Origin of the sequence: Paenibacillus sp. UMB7766-LJ446 (assembly GCF_030226665.1) — a bacterium.
In the GTDB taxonomy this organism is placed as follows: domain Bacteria; phylum Bacillota; class Bacilli; order Paenibacillales; family Paenibacillaceae; genus Paenibacillus; species Paenibacillus vandeheii.
In genome coordinates this window covers 163,885-182,531 of record NZ_JASOYM010000008.1, presented here as the reverse complement: position 1 = coordinate 182,531, position 18,647 = coordinate 163,885, and the positions used below count along the sequence as shown (strand labels likewise).

Sequence of the window (18,647 nt, the reverse complement as noted above, 5' to 3'; positions counted from 1 at the left end):
TCCCCATTATGAACCTGCTCTTAGGTTTGATCTGAATTCCGAAGGTTTCATGTGAAAATGTTTATGGAACACTTTGGAGAAATATCGACGCTCCTTGTACCCTGTCGCTTCCCCGATCGCTGTAATACTCCATTCTGTTGTACTTAATAATAAAGCTGCGCTCTCCATCCGCTTATGGGTCATATATTCTACAAAGGTGACCCCCATCTGATTTTTGAACAACTGGCAAAAGTAGCCCGGACTGATTCCCAACCAATCAGCTACCTCATCAATCCCCAGATCACATTCCAGCCTGGCGTTCATATACTCGCACGCAGACATAATCAGCTCAGACACAGAAGGGCGAGGCGTACTTTTCTTATCATGACAAGCAAAAGCAAGTGCCTCCGCCAGTTCGATTAATTCCTTAATGGAGGTTGCTGAATGCAATGCACTCCAGAAGTGTATTTCGTCTTGTTCAGCCATGACATGTACTTCGCGCAATTCACGAAGCATATGTACAAGCAAAAAACGCAGGCTGTTTTCGGCTACGCCATCCAGCGTACTCTTATGCTCACTTATCCGGTGTTTGAGTGTAACGAGCAGGTCAATCAATCCCTGTTTGTTTCCCTGTCTGATCCAGCGGGTGATCAAGTCCAAATCTTCTTTTGTAATCCACAGCGTTGCCCTTCTGGAAGGTTCTTTGGATGACATGATGGAGGGCTCACCAGTTTCTGATTCCAGCACATCGCTGCGCTGATCAGAATCATTCATAATCAGCAATCGCTGACAGTGCCGATATCGCTCAGCCATCTGATCATCCAGCCTCACAGGCATAACATCCTGAATGACTCTTGTTTTCATGCCTGAACCAGGCTCAAATGTCGCATCTAATTCCAACAGGACCTGTTGAGCTAATGCAGCTGCCCGCAGTTCCCATTCATCTGACGCCTCCACCAGGATACACCATTCTCCCTTACGGGCAGAAATCAGCAAAGTTCCTTCACAGATCCCGTCTGTAACCTCTCTAAGTCTGGAACGGATCATTCCATGCCAGCTTTGGTGCCGGGCCCCGGACCATCCGATCGAATGCTTGAAATAACCCGACACATCGATAAGCAGAAGGACATACCGTAACGAAGATGCCTGTGGTTCCGGGGAAGAAGGAGGGGAAGAAAATAACGTATCTTCTTCTTTACGCATCAGGTCAATGATATGTTTGTGTCTTACCCATACTTCCATCTCCAATTTGCGGTGGCGTTCGGCCTCCATTTCCAACCGTTTCTTCTGAATCTGCCCGGCAAGCTCACGCAGTTTATGTTCGAGATCCAGATAATCAATTGGCTTGCATATGTATTCATGGACATTGTAACGAATGGCCGTACGGGCATACTCGAACTGCTGATATCCTGTCAGCAAAATAATCTCACAAGTTTCACCTTGTTCCCGCAGCATTCGAATCAGCTCCAGACCATCCATAGAGGGCATGCGAATATCACACAACATGATGTCAGGGTGATATTCTGCAACTTTATCCAGCGCTTCAGACCCGCTTCTGGCCGTACCCACAATTTCAATGCCCATGTCTTCCCACGGCAAAATAAAACTCAAATTCTCCAAAATCGGCAGCTCATCGTCAACCAGCAACGCGGTTAGATTCATTCATCTTCCCCCTGCTCATATTGTGGAATAATACATTGAATGATGGTGCCATGCCCCGGAGATGAACATATAAACACCCCGTATCCGGCCCCATATTGAATCCGTATCCGATCTGCCACACTTCTTAATCCCAGCCCTCGGCGCTCTGCCATTGAAGATAGGGGCTTCGTTCCCTCTGCCATGATGTATTCAGGCGGGTCATCTGCCATGTATTCGAATCGAGCCAACATTTCCTGGGGAATACCGATACCATTATCCTCAACTCGCAGCACCAGATTATTCCGTTCCACAAATGCGCTGATCCGAAGTACACCCTGATATTCAATTCCCTCAAACCCATGCTGAATACTATTTTCCACAAGAGGTTGGAGAGTGAGCTTGAGCATGGATGATGTGTACAGATGAGATGGAATGTCGATCTCATACCGGAACAAATCACTGAATCTGTAATGCTGGATCTCAAGATAGCTCTGCAGGTGCCTTAGCTCCTCACTGAGCGAAATTTCCTCCTGATCCTGAATGCTGATTCGCAGCATATTGCCCAGTCTTGTCACCATTTCACTTACTTTACGCCCTTCTCCCCTCATGGCTAGTCCGTTAATGGATTCCAGTGTGTTAAACAGAAAATGAGGTTTGATCTGGGCTTGAAGCACGCGCAGTTCTGCCTTGGCCTTCTGCTGCTGCTCGGCACGCACACGTCGGAACAGGCCTCCGATGCGATCCAGTAATTCATTGAACCCTTGGGCGAGCAGCTGCATCTCGTCAAAGCCACTTCCTTCAACTCGGGCATTAAAGTCCCCGTCATCTACACGTCTCATGAATCGTACGAGAACCGCAATATTACCTGTAATCCGGTTCATGAAGAACACGTTGAAAACCATCGCAGCAAGCAGACACAGCAGAATGATGATAATGGACCAGCCTGCAAACACATTCGTCTCTGCGGATAATGCTTCCCATGAAGTGACACTGACCAGACTCCAGTTATAGTTTTTCAGATGATATTGTGAAATGATGCTTTCACTGCCATCGAACACGGCTCTGGTGCTGCTGAACCCCGGTCCGTAAATGCCAGAACGCACACCCAGATTCTCCATCTTCTCGCCGCTGTAGCGTCCGGAAGGATCGTATACGATCAGACCCTCTTCATTGATCAGCAGGAACGAAGTATCCTGTGCAGGATCACTTATTTTTAAATGGCGGAAGATGCGGTCCATCTCCCCTTTTTTAATCTGAACGACCAGAACCCCGATATTCTGAAAATAACTGAGCTCCTTGACCAACCGAATCTGAGTAAATACAGGCTCTACGCCCGTCAGTTCAGGATATTCCAGAGGGGCCAGCCATTTGGGTACGCCGTTGAGTTCCTGGATTTCTTTGAATATTGGATGAACTTTAAATTGCTGAAAAGGAAGTGCTTGAAAGTTTTCCTTCGTGAATATAGAGACAATCTGGTTATCTTGAGACGAACGTGAACGCAAATCATACAAGAAGGCATAACTAATGAACGGGTAGTTGTATAAAAGGGAACGGAAATTACGCTGGCTGGCATTCAGCGACAACTGATTACCGGTTCCAAGATCTTGCTTGCTCGGATCTTTGGCGTTCAAAGCCATCTGGAATACCGATGTGGCAATGCCGTTGTCCGTGACATTGTTGATCTGTTGAAAAACATTCTCGATATTATAGCTAATCGCCTGGAGTGCATATTCAGACTGTTGATTGTATTTTTTCTCAATCGTATGTGATGTGACCAAGAACATGCCGATTCCAAGCGTGCACATCGGTACAATGATGAGCAATAGAAATGCCATGGCCAGCTTCATCCGCAAGTTCATTTCCCGTTCTCCCTATATAACGCTTCATTAATTAGCCTTTTACGCTACCTGCTGTTACACCTTCAATAATTTTTTCCTGCAATATAGCGTAGATCACAACAACCGGTACAACACTGTATACAATGCCTGCTGACATCTGGGCATAATTCATCTGATACTGATCACGAAACTGGACCATGCCGACAGGCAGTGTACGCAGTTTATCGGTGGATAAAAAATAGTTGGCGAGTAAAAATTCGTTCCAGTTGCCGAGGAAATTCACGATAAAGACTGTAACAATGGCTGGAACTGTAAGGGGTATCACTATTCTAGCAAAGATACCCGGAGCCCTCAACCCATCCATAACCGCCGCTTCCTCAATTTCTCCAGGGAGCGACCGCATAAAGGCAGCCAAAATAATAATCGTGAACGGAATTGCATTGGCAACATAAGGAATGATCAGCGCCAAATGAGTATCCAAAATGCCGAGCTTGCGGACAAGTAAGTATATTGGCAGCATGAGCGCATTGTTTGGAATCAGCATGCCCGCCAAAATGAGACTGTAGAAAAACATGCTCCATTTACGGTGTCTCATACGTGTTATAGCAAAAGCAAACATGGCACCAAGCACAATGGTTCCCACTGAGGACAAGACCGAAATGTACATACTGTTCCAGAAATACGTTCCAATCTTGGCATTTACCCAGGCTTCCACGTAGTTATTAAACTCCCAGGTGGAAGGCAGACCAAACGGATTCAGTGCAATCTCGTTGTTATCCTGCTTAAATGAAGAAAAGATTACGAATAAAAAGGGAAACAGAATTGCAAGTAGATACAACATCAACAACACATGAGGTATACTGCCTTTTATGCTCTTTGTCATCAATATTCCACCCTTTCGTTGTGTCTCGCCACCAGCAACTGATATACCGCGGTGAGCACAAGCGTCAGAGCAAAGATCAGAACCGCAATCGTATTGCCATAGCCGTATTTAAAGTTGGTAATCGCATATTTGATCATATACGTAGCAAGCACTTCGGTAGAGCCTGCGGGTCCACCTTTGGTCATAACCAGAACAATGTCAGCTGCCTTCATCGCTCCGGCAATGGACAACATAATGACGACGGAAATGATAGGTCTGATTAGTGGTAATGTAATTTTAAACGCTCTTTGTACAGCTGTGGCACCATCAATGGCTGCCGCTTCATCCAGATCTTTTGGAATAGCCAGAATGGCCGCCAAAACCATGACAATATAGAATCCCGTCCATTGCCAAGCATTGGTTACGAGAATAGATATCATTGCGAACCGGTTATCAGACAGCCAATAGACCGGCGAAATACCTACGGTTCCAAGTAACTGATTCAACAGGCCGATGTTAGGCTCGTAGATGAAGCCCCACAGAATACCGATGACTGCCGTTGACATAATGGACGGCAAAAAGACGGCTGTTTTGTACAAACCTTTCAATTTCTTTACGTTCGCAATGAGCAGGGAAAACAGCACAATGATCGGCACCTGAATCAAAACGGAAAATGCGATAAAGAAACCGTTATTACGAGTAGAAATCCAAAAACGTTCGTCTGTCAGTGCTTTTGTATAATTGGACAGTCCCACAAAACGCGGCTCTGCGGATACCCCGTTCCAACTGGTCAGACTGTAATAGAGTGAACTGCCGATAGGATACAGGAAAAACATGATAAACAAGATCAGTGCCGGCAACACAAACAACGTATAGATCAACGGGCTGCGGAGTGAAGTATTCATGATCTACCTCCTTCAGTGACTTCAACTTCTTATGCTCATATATAGAGCAGATTCCTCAGCAGTAATTCTTTAGAACGGACCAAGGGTTATACCCCGGCCGTGTTCCAACCGGGGTAAACCAGCATGGTGTTAATAGGTACGCTTCTTTGCTTGAAAGATCATTTATTCTACGGAAGCATTAGCCTCTTCCTGAACCTTTTGCAATTCTTCAGCCATTTTCTCTGGCGTCGTCTGTCCACCAACCAGCTTCTGAATTTGCAGGTTGCCGATCTCTGTCGTAACATCAGCTTGAACGAGTGCATCAAATGCCGGGAACGAAGTCTGGGATGCATTCAGAACCGCTACGATTTCTTTCATCAAATCGTCGGTGATACTGTCTGTCAGCACTTTTTCATCCAGTTTCATCGCCGGTAACACACCATCTTCTACGAGCCCACGTACTTGCATATCTTCGTTGTAGAAGTTTTTGATAAACGCTTTAACAGCCGCCAGCTTCTGCGGGTCATCCGCAGCCGCTGCGGAGAAACCGTATCCATTATTGACGTCACGCATAAGCGCTGTCTGATCTCCTACACCGTTCTCTACCGGAGGCATATTAAAGAAACCAACTTTGCCAATGAGTGACTCCCCGCTCTGTCCTTCCTTAAATACAGACGATTTCCACGTTCCGTCATACATCAGAATCGCTTCACCGCTCGTAAATTGAGTTGTATATTCAGCATATTCATAGCCAAGCTCGCCTTTTTTGAAGTAACCTTTATCCACCCATTCCTTATGTTTCGCGAATCCTGCGACTACGCCTGGATCAGTCCACTTGGCTTCACCTGTAGCAAACTTCGCCGTAATATCAGGTCCGGCATAACGGGACCAAAGATGGTTCGTTAACATGAGTGGAACCCAGCCTGCCTTGGATGCAGAAGCAAGTGGCACCTTGCCGTCAGCCTTGATCTCAGCGAGCATATTATCCAGCTCAGCCATTGTTGAAGGCGCTTTCCAACCTTTTTGTGTAAAATACTCTTTATTGTAGAAGAAACCTTCACCCGATCCCCCAATAGGCAGTCCGTACACTTTGCCTTCATAGGTGAATGGTTCAAGTGATGAAAATTGGTCTTGAATGCCCAGCTCTTGCAGAATCGGTGTGAGATCCAACAACATGCCTTCCTTGGCATATACTTTGGAGTCCGGACTGCCGAACAATTCGAAGATATCCGGCGGATTGCCCGCTGCCATCTCTCCGCGAAGTTTCTCTTTGCGGTTTACATCGGATTCAACGCCGTCCAGTGTAAAGGTCAGGTTAGGTACTTCGCTCTCCACTTTGGCAACAACGTCCTGCAGAATGGCCAGCCTTTTTTGTTTGTCGGCACCCACCTGAGTGTGACGGAGAAGCATCTCAACCGGTTCCTTGCTTGTCTCTGCAGGCGTATTGCCTGCTCCCTGCTGTGGTTCGCTGCTGGAGCTTGAACATCCCGCCAGCGTCCATGAAGTGATGAGCAATAATGAAAGCAGCAATGTCATTCCTTTTTTCATTCGTATGACCCTCCTCAAGATATTGAGCATTTGGCTTTACACTCTGATTATAAAAAGTTGTAGCTAACATCGTAAGGATGACAATTCATCAATGGAGGGATAAAATCCTTCACTGGACAATTAATCTTGTGTTTACAATTTGGTAACAGCAAAAAAACAGCCCCTGCGAAACTTGTTCGCAAAGACTGCTTGGTTGGGATATAAATGTTGTTACTTATTGGAGCAAGCCACGCCCGCTGTTTCTGTACGACCTTGTTCAATCAAACGATACGCCCGCTCTACTTCCTCATCACTCGGAGAAGGAACACCATCGAGCGGATAGGCCTTCCCAAGCGCCTGCCATTTGTAAATACCCATCTGATGATAAGGCAGGATTTCGAACTTCTCAACACCATTTAGCGTTCCAATAAACCGCCCCAGATTAAGCAAATCTTCTTCCTCGTTGTGAATCCCGGGCACATACACATGGCGAATCCACATTTTCCGTCCATTGTCTGATAACCACTGTGCGGTGCGCAATGTTCTCTCGTTGGATTTGCCCGTCAGCTTGATATGCTTCTCATCATTGATGTGCTTCAGATCCAGCAGAACCAAATCCGTATTATCTAACAAATCATGAATCCGATCCGGTTCATTAAAACCGTTACTGTCCAGCGTAGTGTGCAATCCCCAGCGGCGTTTCGCTTCTTTGAAAACTTCGGCTACAAAATGAGCCTGCAATGTCGGCTCTCCGCCGGATACCGTAAGCCCTCCGCCGGAACTGCGGTAGTAGGAGAGGTACGGCTCAATTTCAGCCAGTACCTCCTCCACGCTCATTTCCCTGCCACCATCCAGTGCCCATGTATCAGGATTATGACAATACTGGCATTTGAGCAGACATCCCTGCATAAAAAGCACGAAGCGGATGCCTGGGCCGTCAACCGTCCCGAAAGTTTCGAGTGAATGAATATGTCCACTAACCATGCTGCCTCTTCCTTTCTGTATCCGCATCCGCTATGCGTTATTATAGAGATTCTACTGCTGTGAACCGTTGAGTTAAGCCCAAATTACATCGAACCGTGGAAGGTCCGGTTAATGACATCAAGTTGTTGCTCACGCGTCAGTTTAATGAAGTTAACCGCGTAGCCAGAGACCCGTACAGTCAGCTGTGGATAGTTTTCCGGGTGATCCATTGCGTCAATCAACTGCTGACGATCAAATACGTTCACGTTCAGATGGTGTGCCCCTTGACCAAAATAACCGTCCATCATGGCAACCAGATTGGATTTGCGTGTGTCTGACTCTTTTCCGAGTGCTTTAGGCACGATGGAGAATGTGTTAGAAATTCCATCAAGGCTGTGTTCGTACGGCAGTTTGGCTACTGAGCCAAGGGATGCCAATGCACCTTTTTTATCCCGACCATGCATTGGGTTCGCCCCAGGTGCAAACGGTTCACCTGCTTTACGGCCATCCGGTGTTGTACCTGTTTTCTTGCCGTACACTACGTTCGATGTGATCGTCAGTACAGATTGAGTTGGAATTGCATTACGATACGCTTTGTGTTTGCGAATCATGCCCATGAAGCTTTCCACCAGTTCAACCGCGATGCTGTCAACACTGTCTTCATTGTTACCGTAACAAGGGAACTCGCCTTCAATTTCAAAATCAATTGCGATGCCTTGTTCGTTACGGATCGGTTTGACTTTAGCATACTTGATTGCACTCAGAGAATCTGCTGCAACCGAGAGACCAGCAATACCGCAAGCCATCGTACGAACGATGTCACGGTCATGCAGGGCCATTTCGATACGCTCGTAGCTGTATTTGTCATGCATGTAGTGAATGACGTTGAGTGAGTTCATATACAGTTTGGCAAGCCATTCCATCATCGGTTTGAAACGTTTCATCACTTCATTGTAATCCAGTACTTCGCTCGTAATTGCTGGATATTCAGGGCCGACTTGTGCACCCGATTTCTCGTCACGACCGCCGTTGATTGCATACAGCAATGCCTTTGCCAGGTTGGCACGAGCGCCGAAGAACTGCATTTGTTTCCCGATCTTCATCGCAGATACGCAGCAAGCAATACCGTAATCATCTCCGTAGATCGGACGCATCAGATCATCATTTTCATACTGGATGGAGCTTGTTTCAATGGATACTTTCGTACAGTATTGTTTGAACGCTTCCGGAAGCTTGGTGGACCAGAGTACAGTCAGGTTCGGCTCAGGTGCAGGACCGAGGTTGTTCAGAGTATGCAGGAAACGGAAGCTGTTTTTCGTAACACGGGTTTCTCCATTTACGGACATACCGCCGATGGATTCGGTTACCCATGTTGGGTCTCCACTGAACAATTCGTTATAATCCGGCGTACGCAGGAACTTAACAATCCGCAGTTTCATTACAAAATGGTCAACCAGTTCCTGAGCTTGTTCCTCAGTTAGCAAGCCTTCTTGCAAATCACGCTCGATGTAAATATCAAGGAACGAAGAAACACGTCCAAGGGACATCGCCGCACCGTTTTGCTCTTTGATCGCAGCCAGGTAACCGAAGTAGAGCCATTGGAACGCTTCTTTGGCGGTTGTGGCTGGCAAGGAAATATCGAAACCGTGCATTTCACCCAGTTGTTTCAATTCCTGCAATGCACGAATCTGTTCGGACAGTTCTTCACGCAGGCGAATGACATCTTCATCAATCACATCGACTTCAAGTGCATTCAGTTCGCCTTTTTTATTCCGAATCAGGAAGTCCACACCATAGAGAGCTACCCGGCGATAGTCACCGATGATCCGGCCACGGCCGTAAGCATCCGGCAGACCGGTAATAATGCCTGCTTTACGTGCTGCACGCATGTCGGATGTATAAGCATCAAATACGCCTTGGTTATGTGTTTTGCGGATGTTCGTAAATATATCAATGACGCCTTGTGGCATCTCAAAACCATAAGCTTCACAAGCATCAATCATCATGCGAATTCCACCAAATGGCTGAATGGAACGTTTGAATGGAGCATCCGTTTGAACACCAACAATCTGTTCTTTGGATTTATCCAGATAACCGGGTTGGTGAGAAACAATCGTTGCTGGCGTATTTACGTCAACATCGAGTACCCCGCCGTTATCGCGTTCTTTTTTGGTAAGATCGGAAACGATATCCCATAACTCTTTCGTATTTTGGGTTGCACCTGCAAGAAATGCTTCGTCGCCATAGTAGGGTGATAAGTTGCGTGCCAGAAAATCATTCACATCTACGGATTTCGTCCATGTTCCTTTGGTAAAGTTTCTCCAGCCTGTTTGTTGTTTGACATCTTTTTCGATCACCGACATAGTAATCCCTCCACAAATTTGGATTTCCGGACACATGACAGGATGCTTCACTCGTCTCATCTGTGCCCAGAGCCGCGATTAATGTGATAAATTTCACATGTGAGCCGGAACATGTTCTCTCTACTTGGGAACCGGAACCGCGGATGAATGTTTTTCTTACATTTTCAGTATACGTCTTCGCTCTTTCAACATCTGTGATTTATATCACAAAGTTTGTGACCATCCTCACTTCACCTATGCTGTATCAAGGTGAATTTAACACTTTACACAGGATCACTGCGTGGCAGAACAACCTTCCAATCGCTGTTATCCCCAGATTTTTTTGATCCCCTTTGAAAAAGGTGAAATCCGGGGATAAAGGCGAACGCTTCGCTTTTTCAGGTTATTTCTACCCCTCCGTTATCGTGTAAAGTGTTAAATTCAATGGCTACCCCAAGGATTCCGTATACCTTTTTACAGAAAAGACGGCAATCGGGGCTCCCCATTTCGGGGAACCCTGAACATATTGCCTCAACCTTAACCAGTTGTTTACTACTCTTTATTCAAACTTGCCGTAGAATGCATTGCGGTATACATCTGCCAGTTCAGTTACGAGCGGCATTTTTGGATTGGCGGTTGTACATTGGTCCTCGAATGCGCGGTCTGCCAGATACTCGACATGTGCTTCAAAGTCTTTGGCGTCAAATCCGATTTCCTGGAACGATTCTTCAATACCCAATGTTTTGTTCAGTTTGCGAATCGCATTGATGAGACTGGTAACCCCTTCTTCTGTCGTACGTGCAGGCAATCCCAGAATGCGGGCAATCTCGGCATAGCGCTCATCTGCAACAAAGTGCGAATATTTCGGGAACGATGCAAACTTCGTCGGTTTCTTCGCATTGTAGCGAATAACGTGCGGCATCAGGATCGCATTGGTACGTCCATGTGCGGTATGGTACTGACCGCCCCATTTATGTGCCAAGCTGTGGTTGATGCCCAAGAATGCGTTGGCAAAAGCCATACCAGCAATTGTCGAAGCATTATGCATTTTCTCACGAGCCAATTTGTCACCTTGCAGCGCCGATTGCTCGAGATACTGGAATACCAGTTGAATCGCTTTGATCGCGAGACCATCCGTGTAATCATTCGCCATGACGGATACATACGCTTCAATGGCGTGAGTCAATACGTCCATACCAGTATCTGCAACAGCGGTTTTAGGCAGAGAGTATACGAATTCCGGGTCTACGATGGCTACGTCTGGTGTTAACTCGTAATCTGCCAGCGGATATTTGGTGTTCCCTTGGTTCTTGTCTGTGATGACCGCGAACGATGTTACTTCCGAACCTGTGCCCGAAGTTGTCGGGATGGCTACGAATTTCGCTTTCACGCCGAGACGTGGATATTTGTAGATCCGTTTGCGGATATCCATGAATTTTTGTTTCAAGTCGTTGAAGTCTGTGTCCGGATATTCATAGAACAACCACATCGCTTTGGCAGCATCCATCGGTGATCCCCCGCCGAGTGCGATAATGCAGTCTGGTTGGAAGCGGCGCATCATTTCCGTACCGCGGTCTACCGTTGTTGTCGATGGATCGGGTTCTACATCAGAGAACACTTCAATGGCTACTGGCATTTGACGTTGACGCAGATAGTGCTCTACTTTTTCCACATAACCGAGTTTGACCATCATGGCATCCGTAATAATAGCTACGCGTGTGATGTCCGGCATTTTGGCAAGATACTGTGTTGCACCTTTTTCGAAGTAGACTTTGTTCGGCACTTTGAACCACTGCATATTCACGGTACGGCGAGCCACCCTTTTCACGTTGATTAAGTTCACAGCGGTTACGTTGGAAGAAGTCGAGTTACGTCCGTACGATCCGCAGCCCAGTGTCAGTGAAGGCATATTGGTGTTGTAGATGTCACCGATGGCGCCGTGTGTGGATGGTGAATTCACGATAATCCGTCCGGTTTGCAGACGATCTGCGAATTTGCCAATCACTTCTTCGTTCGTCGAATGAATAACGGAGGAGTGACCCATGCCGCCAAAAGCAACCACTTCTGCTGCACGCTCAATCCCTTCAGCTGCCGTTTTCACTTTGTAACAAGCCAGTACCGGGCTTAGTTTTTCAGCCGACAATGGGAATTTCGTGCCTACACCTTCAATCTCGGCTACGAGAATTTTGGTGCCAGCAGGAACCTCGATACCGCACATTTTCGCAATGCTGACTGCAGATTGACCCACAATCGCCGGATTCACCGCACATTTCTCAGCGTTAATCGCACCTGCGGTCAGTTTCGCAGCCTCATCCTTGTTCACAAAGTAACAGCCGTTGGCGATCATTTTCTTTTTCACCTGATCAAAGATCGGTTCCTCGATGATGACCGCTTGCTCGGAAGCACAGATCATGCCGTTATCAAACGATTTGGACAAAATCAGATCCGTTACCGCTTGATTGATATCTGCACTTTTTTCAATAAAGCAAGGAACGTTCCCTGGCCCTACGCCCAGTGCCGGTTTACCACAGCTGTATGCAGCCCGTACCATGCCTGATCCGCCTGTTGCCAGAATGAGTGCCACATCATTATGATTCATCAGCGCATTTGTGCGATCCATGGAAGGATCGTCAATCCACTGGATACAATCCGCTGGAGCGCCATGCTTCACTGCAGCATCAAGAAGAATTTCCGCGGCTTCCCGGCTACAGTTCTGTGCAGATGGGTGGAAACCGAAGATGATCGGGTTACGCGTTTTGATGGAGATCAGTGCTTTGAACATTGTGGTGGATGTCGGATTCGTTACCGGGGTAATCCCCATGATTATGCCGACAGGCTCCGCAATTTTCTGGAAGCTTTCGTATTCGTTATCTTCAATAACCCCTACTGTTTTGTCATATTTAATGCTATGATACACATATTCTGTTGCAAATATATTTTTGGTGATTTTATCCTCATACACACCCCGGCCTGTTTCTTCCACGGCCATTTTGGCGAGCATCATATGTTTGTCCAGACCTGCCAGTGCCATTGCTTGCACGATGCGGTCAATCTGTTTCTGATCCATGGACATGAATGCTGCGTGTGCTTTATTCGCTTTGTCAATTAACGTTTGAATATACTGACCTGCTGTCGGTTCTTTTACTGGGGCGACTTCGTTCTTTACAGCCATCTCCCTCATCCTCCTAAAGGTTCGTATTGGTTTGTCTCTCTTCTTTACATTCACATCGTACCATGGGTAAAGGGTAAATTATGTGATTTTTTTCACAAAGTATAACAAATTTAATTTAAGTTTTTTAATGTCTCCCCACCGCCATTTATTCTTCCTATTTAAATTATAGGGCTGTCAGATTCATCCTCCCCTTTAGAAAGTGAATTTAATCACAATGTTTGAAATTTCGCCATTTTTGCCCCCTTTCCATGCCCCTCAAACGGCAAGATAAGGTATATACTGAACTTAAAAATTGAACCACCGCAATTTGTACCGTCCTTCCCGGCCGAGAGATGACCCTGATCAGGACGGCAACGGTTTGCGGCGAACCACGGGGGCCGGACCAAGCTACAGAAGGCCGTCCGATGGACACAAAGGGGAGATAGACTTATGAGAGAACAACTGAGTGTACTGGAAAAACGCGGCAATACCAACTGTTTCTCGGAAGCGAATTTCAACCATCTGCTCGTAACGATGAAGGACAGAACCTATCCGGAAGGAACCCATCTGTATTGGGAAGGAGATGTCTCTGACAAACTTTATTATATGAAACGGGGCCGGGCACAGATTACCAAATCCACGGATGAAGGCAAGGAATTGATTATGTACATGTATCAGTCCGGGGATATGATTGGTCAGGCTGACCCGTTCTTCGGGTCCAAACACAGCTTTTCGGCCGAGGTACTTGAGGATAGTGAAATCGGAGTACTGGAGCACAAAGACCTGGAGATGCTGATCTGCCAACATTGCGACTTCGCCATCGATTTTATGAAATGGATGGGTATCCATCACCGGTTGACCCAGACAAAATTCCGTGATTTGATGTTATATGGCAAACCGGGCGCGCTCTGCTCCACGCTGATTCGGTTGTCCAATTCATATGGTGAGCCTCATGGAAATCATGTCATCATTCATAAAAAAATAACCCACACGGATTTGTCCAATATGATTGGAGCGACCCGAGAAAGTGTCAACCGCATGTTAAGCGATCTGCGCAAAAAAGATGCCATTGAATATGACAACGGTATGATCGTCATCAAGGATCTGCACATGCTGCAGGGCATCTGCCACTGCGAACTGTGTCCTAACGAGATTTGCCGGATCTGATGCTTCCCCCGCCCTGGCACCCCCTGATATGCAAATGAAAAAAGCCCAATCTTCGTTACAGAAGATGGGCTTTTGTTATGCTTAAGATACAGTAGTCAACTCGAGCTTTACTGCATCACGTGGATTCAACTTCATGTCCAAACCGTTTTCCATCAGTTCCTTGTCATTCACCATGATCATCCAGCGTTGATTCATCCGGGGAATTACATTTTCAACGGAAACAACAAATTTGTTGTTCTCCGACATTCTTACAATCCCACTGGACTTTAATACATCACGCACCGTACATTCCTGAACATACACCCCGGCATATTGACGATTGAGATTCGGCATAATATTTCCGCCGCTCACCTTGAGCAATGTTGTTTGGTAAGCAACATCGTCTCCCCCATTGTCAGCGGCTTTCACATATATGATCACTTCATCTTTGGCATGAAGCTCCATGTCCCAATTTTCGGGGTCAATATCCTTGCCGTTCAATTTGACAGCCCAGCTGAGCGAGGAATCCAACGAAACTTCCCCAACGGATTGGATCCGCTTTCCATCTGCCGTAAAATCAACAAGTCCACTGTTCAATAGTGCTTTCTTGAGCGTCAGACCTTCACTAAAATCTCGCTTAATAGACTTCGTTGCGTCAGGCAAAAAAGTACTGCCATCCACTGCCACTGTAATTGTATTCTGTGATTCGGTCTCTTTGACGATAGGCTGTTCGGAAGGCTGTGTCTCGCTACACCCGGCCAATATAACCAGAATAAGCAGACATATACCTATGTAACCGGGGATTCTCTTCTTCATGTAGGTAACACCACCCTGCGTAAAATCATTCACCCTGTTGTCCATAACCTCTATTATGGCACAACATTCATGCAAAAAAAGTGTCAATGCCGTTACTTTTCCTCCAGTAGCGTCCATAACTGGGTGGTACAACACAAAGAGCCTGCAAGCAGGCTCTTTGGCTCCAATCATCACTACAGTCTATTAGGTACGTTATTACTGGACACAAGCCTGCATATAGGTGCGGCCTCCGTCTCCATCCTTCAGATAAGGATTAAGTCCAAAGAACTGTTCCTCCGACACATACACCCCTGTCAACAAACGCCCTTCGAGCAACCCACCGTCCACCTGTACGCAGAATGAAGGTGCATCCACATATTCCTGGTAAAGTGGAATTTGACCAGATGGATGGTGAACCTTGGAGACCTTGCCTTGCTCATGCAGCGGCCGTTCAGAGAAATAGGTAGGTACAATATAACGTGCAATCACATCAAGCTCCTGTACTGTGTAAAAGGTGTCATCACCCAGCCAGGGAGCGAACATGCGAATCTTCTCATATTGTGACCATACAATCGCCTGAATCAGCATCTCCGCTCGAACAAAACGACCTTCGCCCACCCCCAGATACATACGTTCTTCATGAAAGGTAGCTTCGGCCTGCACCCCGATGGAATCGGGTTGTTTCAGCTCACATCCGATACATTTCCAGCCTCTTGCTGTCTGAATCCATTTTTGCAGTACCGCCGGAGCCGTTCCCTGACCATTGCTATTCGTGGAATGAGTCTTCTCTCCTGCGACATCATCCTTCACCGACGGGGAATATACAGTGCGATTAAATAGCTCCGCAGCTTTTTTGTAGATCAGATGTACCTGAATGGATGCGCTCTCAAGTTCTGCAATATCTTGCTTGCCGTAGCGTACTTCACGGGATAAGCTTTCTTCTCTCATGACAAGTGGCCTCCTCGCTCCGGCCGCCTGCGGCCATTTTATTTTACAATTATACTACAACTCGCGACAACATGTGCAGAACCCTTAAGACAAAAACTCCTGATTTCCACTGGAAATCAAGAGCCTTTATCCCATCAGTTCATTTAGTTTGAGCTAAGGGATCAGTTACTACTCAACCCACTGCTCTGCCCAGTCTTGAATTTGATTCATAACGGGCTGTAGCGCCTTGCCTTTCTCTGTCAGTTCATATTCGATACGAACCGGCGTCTCTGGATAGACATGGCGGATCAGAATGCCTTCGCTCTCCAGATCCTTCATCCGCTCTGACAACATCTTGTCACTCATCGATGGAATCAGGTTGGAGATATCCTTGAATCGCTTCGAACCACTCATCAACGTTTGAATAATCAGACCGTTCCAGCGCTTACCCAGAAAGGAAAACGCTGTCTCAAAGCGCGGACACATCCGCAGATCTTGGCCTTCCACATTAATCACCTCTTTAGAGATCACTCAACTTACGTTTAGTTAGTATATTTCATAATAACATATTTAAGTCTCAAAGAAAACGTCTGCCGCTAAAAAGTTAAAATTTTAGGGGCATAACTCAACTTCGATGATACAACTCAGTATACATCACATGGGACAGAGGAACCATGGGAAAATATCGTCTAACTCCCATGTACCTATCTTACCCAAAAAGAACCCAGCTGCCACAGTCATACTCGACTTGGAGAAGGGTTCTCTGGTATATCGTTTATTTATGCATTCACAAAGCCAATTTAGGGCTTAAACCAGTACGTTTCCAAGCGCTCTTACAGGCTCGCTGAAGCCAAATTCCGGCTTAACGTTGCGCGCAGGATATGCCCACTTCACTCCATTGCTGATTACTTTTAGAATTTCCGGGTTGTAGAAGGTCGGGTATGTTTCGTGACCTGGGCGGAAATAAAAGATTTTTCCTGAACCGCGGAGGAACGTACATCCACTCCGGAATACCTCTCCGCCTTGGAAGTTGCTTACAAACACCAGCTCATCCGGCACTGGAATATCGAAGAATTCCCCGTACATTTCTTCTTTTTCCAAAATAATCTTGCTATTGATACCCTCGGCAATCGGGTGGGACGGATTCACACACCAGATAATCTCCTGCTCATTGGCTTCACGCCATTTCAGATCACAACTTGTCCCCATCAACGCCTTGAATGGCTTGGAGAAGTGACCGGAGTGCAGCACAATCATTCCCATACCATCCAGGACCCGCTGTGCAACCTTCTGGGTAATCTCGTCGCTCACGCGATCATGTGCCATATGTCCCCACCATATGAGCACATCTGTAGAATTCAGCACCTCATCACTTAATCCATGCTCAGGCTGATCCAGTGTTGCCGTGCGAATAGCAAAACCTTCGCCTCCCAGTCCGTTTGCCAACGCCATGTGCAAACCTTCTGGATAGACTTCTCTTACTTCATCGTGAATTTTCTCATGGACAAATTCATTCCAAATGGTGACGTTAATCATATTCAATTTCCCCCTAGTGTAACTCTAAACCCACCACATATCTCCCAGCGGTTCTTCAATCAATACTTGTTGGAGATTTTGCACTGCTTTAGAGAATCCTTCTTCTACCGACATCAGACCATCTTCGTGTTCAATACTTACAACATAATCATATCCGACCAGACGCAGAGCACTAATAATATCAGCCCAAGTCTTGTTATCATGACCATAACCGACCGAGCGGAATTGCCAAGCACGATCAAGCATGTTGGTGTAATCCTGCATATCCGTTACACCATATTTGTTTACGTTAATTGGATCAATCGTTGTATCTTTCGCGTGGAAGTGATGAATCGCACCTTCACGTCCCAGAATGTGGATCGCTTGTACCGGATCAATCCCTTGCCACCACATGTGGCTTGGGTCCAGGTTCGCGCCAATCACTTCACCTGCTGCTTCACGCAGTCTCAGCAAGGTAGCTGGTGTATGCACCGAGAATCCACCGTGCAGTTCCAGTCCCACTTTTACATTGTGATCCGCAGCGAACTTACCCCACTCTGTCCAGTAAGGGATAACTTTGTTGTCCCATTGCCATTTGAGAACTTCCTGGAAGTCATTCGGCCATGGTGCAACAGGCCAGTTCGGATATTTGGCATCCTCATGGTCTCCCGGACAACCGGAGAATGTATTTACGACAGGCACTTCCAGCTTCTCAGCCAGTTCTACCGTTTTAACAAAATCATCGTGAAATCCCTTTGCAATATCCTTTTGTGGATGAAGCGGGTTACCGTGACAGCTCAATGCGCTGATGGTCAGACCACGGGATTCTACTGCATTTTTGAAGTTTTTCAATGCTGTCGGGTTGCTCAGAAGCTCATCCGGTTTGCAATGCGCATTTCCTGGATGTCCACCTGTTCCGATTTCTACTGCTTTCAAGCCTTTGGATGCTACATAGTCGAGTGCATCCTCCAATTTACGTCCTCCGAATAATACCAAAAATACGCCGAGTTTCAAGTGCGATTCCTCCCTAGATTAGATATCATATTAATTGCTGGTTTTATGAACTATGAACTGCAT

At 46.5% G+C, this 18,647-nt stretch carries 14 protein-coding genes; 1 reads left to right on the top strand and 13 read right to left on the bottom strand.

The features are described 5' to 3' along the window. Nucleotides 1-6: 6 nt before the first annotated feature. The 8 genes from QP794_RS20230 to adhE all read right to left on the bottom strand — a co-directional run bounded on the left by QP794_RS20230 (nucleotide 7) and on the right by adhE (nucleotide 13,208). Nucleotides 7-1,641 (bottom strand): response regulator, encoded by a 1,635-nt coding sequence (locus QP794_RS20230; RefSeq protein WP_285078627.1) that lies wholly within the window; start codon nucleotides 1,639-1,641, stop codon nucleotides 7-9. After that, nucleotides 1,638-3,479 carry a cache domain-containing sensor histidine kinase gene (locus QP794_RS20225; protein WP_285078626.1) on the bottom strand — a complete coding sequence of 614 codons (1,842 nt, stop codon included), beginning with the start codon at nucleotides 3,477-3,479 and terminating at the stop codon, nucleotides 1,638-1,640. Before QP794_RS20225 ends, QP794_RS20230 begins: the two co-directional genes overlap by 4 nt. 31 nt (nucleotides 3,480-3,510) lie before the next feature. Then, complete coding sequence (locus QP794_RS20220; RefSeq protein WP_024631028.1) at nucleotides 3,511-4,341, bottom strand: carbohydrate ABC transporter permease; 831 nt, start codon at nucleotides 4,339-4,341, stop codon at nucleotides 3,511-3,513. Beyond that, complete coding sequence (locus tag QP794_RS20215; RefSeq protein ID WP_024631029.1) at nucleotides 4,341-5,225, bottom strand: carbohydrate ABC transporter permease; 885 nt, start codon at nucleotides 5,223-5,225, stop codon at nucleotides 4,341-4,343. The genes QP794_RS20220 and QP794_RS20215 overlap by 1 nt, the downstream gene beginning before the upstream one ends. A gap of 162 nt (nucleotides 5,226-5,387) precedes the next feature. Further along, nucleotides 5,388-6,752, bottom strand: a complete 1,365-nt coding sequence (locus tag QP794_RS20210) for an extracellular solute-binding protein (RefSeq protein ID WP_024631030.1) — start codon at nucleotides 6,750-6,752, stop codon at nucleotides 5,388-5,390. A 210-nt stretch (nucleotides 6,753-6,962) separates the two neighbouring features. Beyond that, nucleotides 6,963-7,715, bottom strand: coding sequence for a pyruvate formate-lyase-activating protein (pflA, locus tag QP794_RS20205; protein WP_285078713.1), 753 nt, complete (start codon nucleotides 7,713-7,715; stop codon nucleotides 6,963-6,965). Between the two features lie 83 nt (nucleotides 7,716-7,798). Then, entirely contained in the window at nucleotides 7,799-10,057 is a 2,259-nt protein-coding gene (pflB, locus tag QP794_RS20200) for a formate C-acetyltransferase (protein WP_285078625.1), read from the bottom strand. Between the two features lie 538 nt (nucleotides 10,058-10,595). Further along, nucleotides 10,596-13,208 (bottom strand): bifunctional acetaldehyde-CoA/alcohol dehydrogenase, encoded by a 2,613-nt coding sequence (gene adhE / locus QP794_RS20195; protein WP_285078624.1) that lies wholly within the window; start codon nucleotides 13,206-13,208, stop codon nucleotides 10,596-10,598. Between the two features lie 429 nt (nucleotides 13,209-13,637). On the opposite strand from adhE, the gene QP794_RS20190 reads away from it, so the two are divergent. Further along, nucleotides 13,638-14,354, top strand: a complete 717-nt coding sequence (locus QP794_RS20190) for a Crp/Fnr family transcriptional regulator (protein ID WP_285078623.1) — start codon at nucleotides 13,638-13,640, stop codon at nucleotides 14,352-14,354. An 81-nt stretch (nucleotides 14,355-14,435) separates the two neighbouring features. Here QP794_RS20190 and QP794_RS20185 read toward each other — a convergent pair whose 3' ends face one another. The 5 genes from QP794_RS20185 to QP794_RS20165 form a co-directional block, all read right to left on the bottom strand. After that, complete coding sequence (locus QP794_RS20185; protein ID WP_094938556.1) at nucleotides 14,436-15,149, bottom strand: hypothetical protein; 714 nt, start codon at nucleotides 15,147-15,149, stop codon at nucleotides 14,436-14,438. 195 nt (nucleotides 15,150-15,344) lie between these two features. Then, a complete protein-coding gene (locus tag QP794_RS20180) occupies nucleotides 15,345-16,076 on the bottom strand; it encodes a hypothetical protein (protein ID WP_094938555.1) in 732 nt (243 codons plus the stop codon). Nucleotides 16,077-16,244: 168 nt separating this feature from the next. Continuing rightward, a complete protein-coding gene (locus QP794_RS20175; protein ID WP_148661829.1) occupies nucleotides 16,245-16,541 on the bottom strand; it encodes a winged helix-turn-helix transcriptional regulator in 297 nt (98 codons plus the stop codon). Nucleotides 16,542-16,862: 321 nt separating this feature from the next. Next, nucleotides 16,863-17,591, bottom strand: a complete 729-nt coding sequence (locus QP794_RS20170) for a ThuA domain-containing protein (protein WP_024631038.1) — start codon at nucleotides 17,589-17,591, stop codon at nucleotides 16,863-16,865. A 24-nt stretch (nucleotides 17,592-17,615) separates the two neighbouring features. Then, nucleotides 17,616-18,584 (bottom strand): sugar phosphate isomerase/epimerase family protein, encoded by a 969-nt coding sequence (locus QP794_RS20165; RefSeq protein ID WP_024631039.1) that lies wholly within the window; start codon nucleotides 18,582-18,584, stop codon nucleotides 17,616-17,618. Between the last annotated feature and the right edge of the window lie 63 nt (nucleotides 18,585-18,647).

Bases quoted from the DNA above. Each gene is read 5' to 3' on its own strand.
- QP794_RS20185 (WP_094938556.1), bottom strand. From the start codon at position 15,149: ATGAAGAAGAGAATCCCCGGTTACATAGGTATATGTCTGCTTATTCTG.
- pflB (WP_285078625.1), bottom strand. From the start codon at position 10,057: ATGTCGGTGATCGAAAAAGATGTCAAACAACAAACAGGCTGGAGAAAC.
- QP794_RS20175 (WP_148661829.1), bottom strand. From the start codon at position 16,541: ATGTGTCCGCGCTTTGAGACAGCGTTTTCCTTTCTGGGTAAGCGCTGG.
- QP794_RS20170 (WP_024631038.1), bottom strand. From the start codon at position 17,591: ATGATTAACGTCACCATTTGGAATGAATTTGTCCATGAGAAAATTCAC.
- QP794_RS20230 (WP_285078627.1), bottom strand. From the start codon at position 1,641: ATGAATCTAACCGCGTTGCTGGTTGACGATGAGCTGCCGATTTTGGAG.
- QP794_RS20215 (WP_024631029.1), bottom strand. From the start codon at position 5,225: ATGAATACTTCACTCCGCAGCCCGTTGATCTATACGTTGTTTGTGTTG.
- pflA (WP_285078713.1), bottom strand. From the start codon at position 7,715: ATGGTTAGTGGACATATTCATTCACTCGAAACTTTCGGGACGGTTGAC.
- QP794_RS20220 (WP_024631028.1), bottom strand. From the start codon at position 4,341: ATGACAAAGAGCATAAAAGGCAGTATACCTCATGTGTTGTTGATGTTG.
- QP794_RS20225 (WP_285078626.1), bottom strand. From the start codon at position 3,479: ATGAACTTGCGGATGAAGCTGGCCATGGCATTTCTATTGCTCATCATT.
- QP794_RS20210 (WP_024631030.1), bottom strand. From the start codon at position 6,752: ATGAAAAAAGGAATGACATTGCTGCTTTCATTATTGCTCATCACTTCA.
- adhE (WP_285078624.1), bottom strand. From the start codon at position 13,208: ATGGCTGTAAAGAACGAAGTCGCCCCAGTAAAAGAACCGACAGCAGGT.
- QP794_RS20180 (WP_094938555.1), bottom strand. From the start codon at position 16,076: ATGAGAGAAGAAAGCTTATCCCGTGAAGTACGCTACGGCAAGCAAGAT.
- QP794_RS20190 (WP_285078623.1), top strand. From the start codon at position 13,638: ATGAGAGAACAACTGAGTGTACTGGAAAAACGCGGCAATACCAACTGT.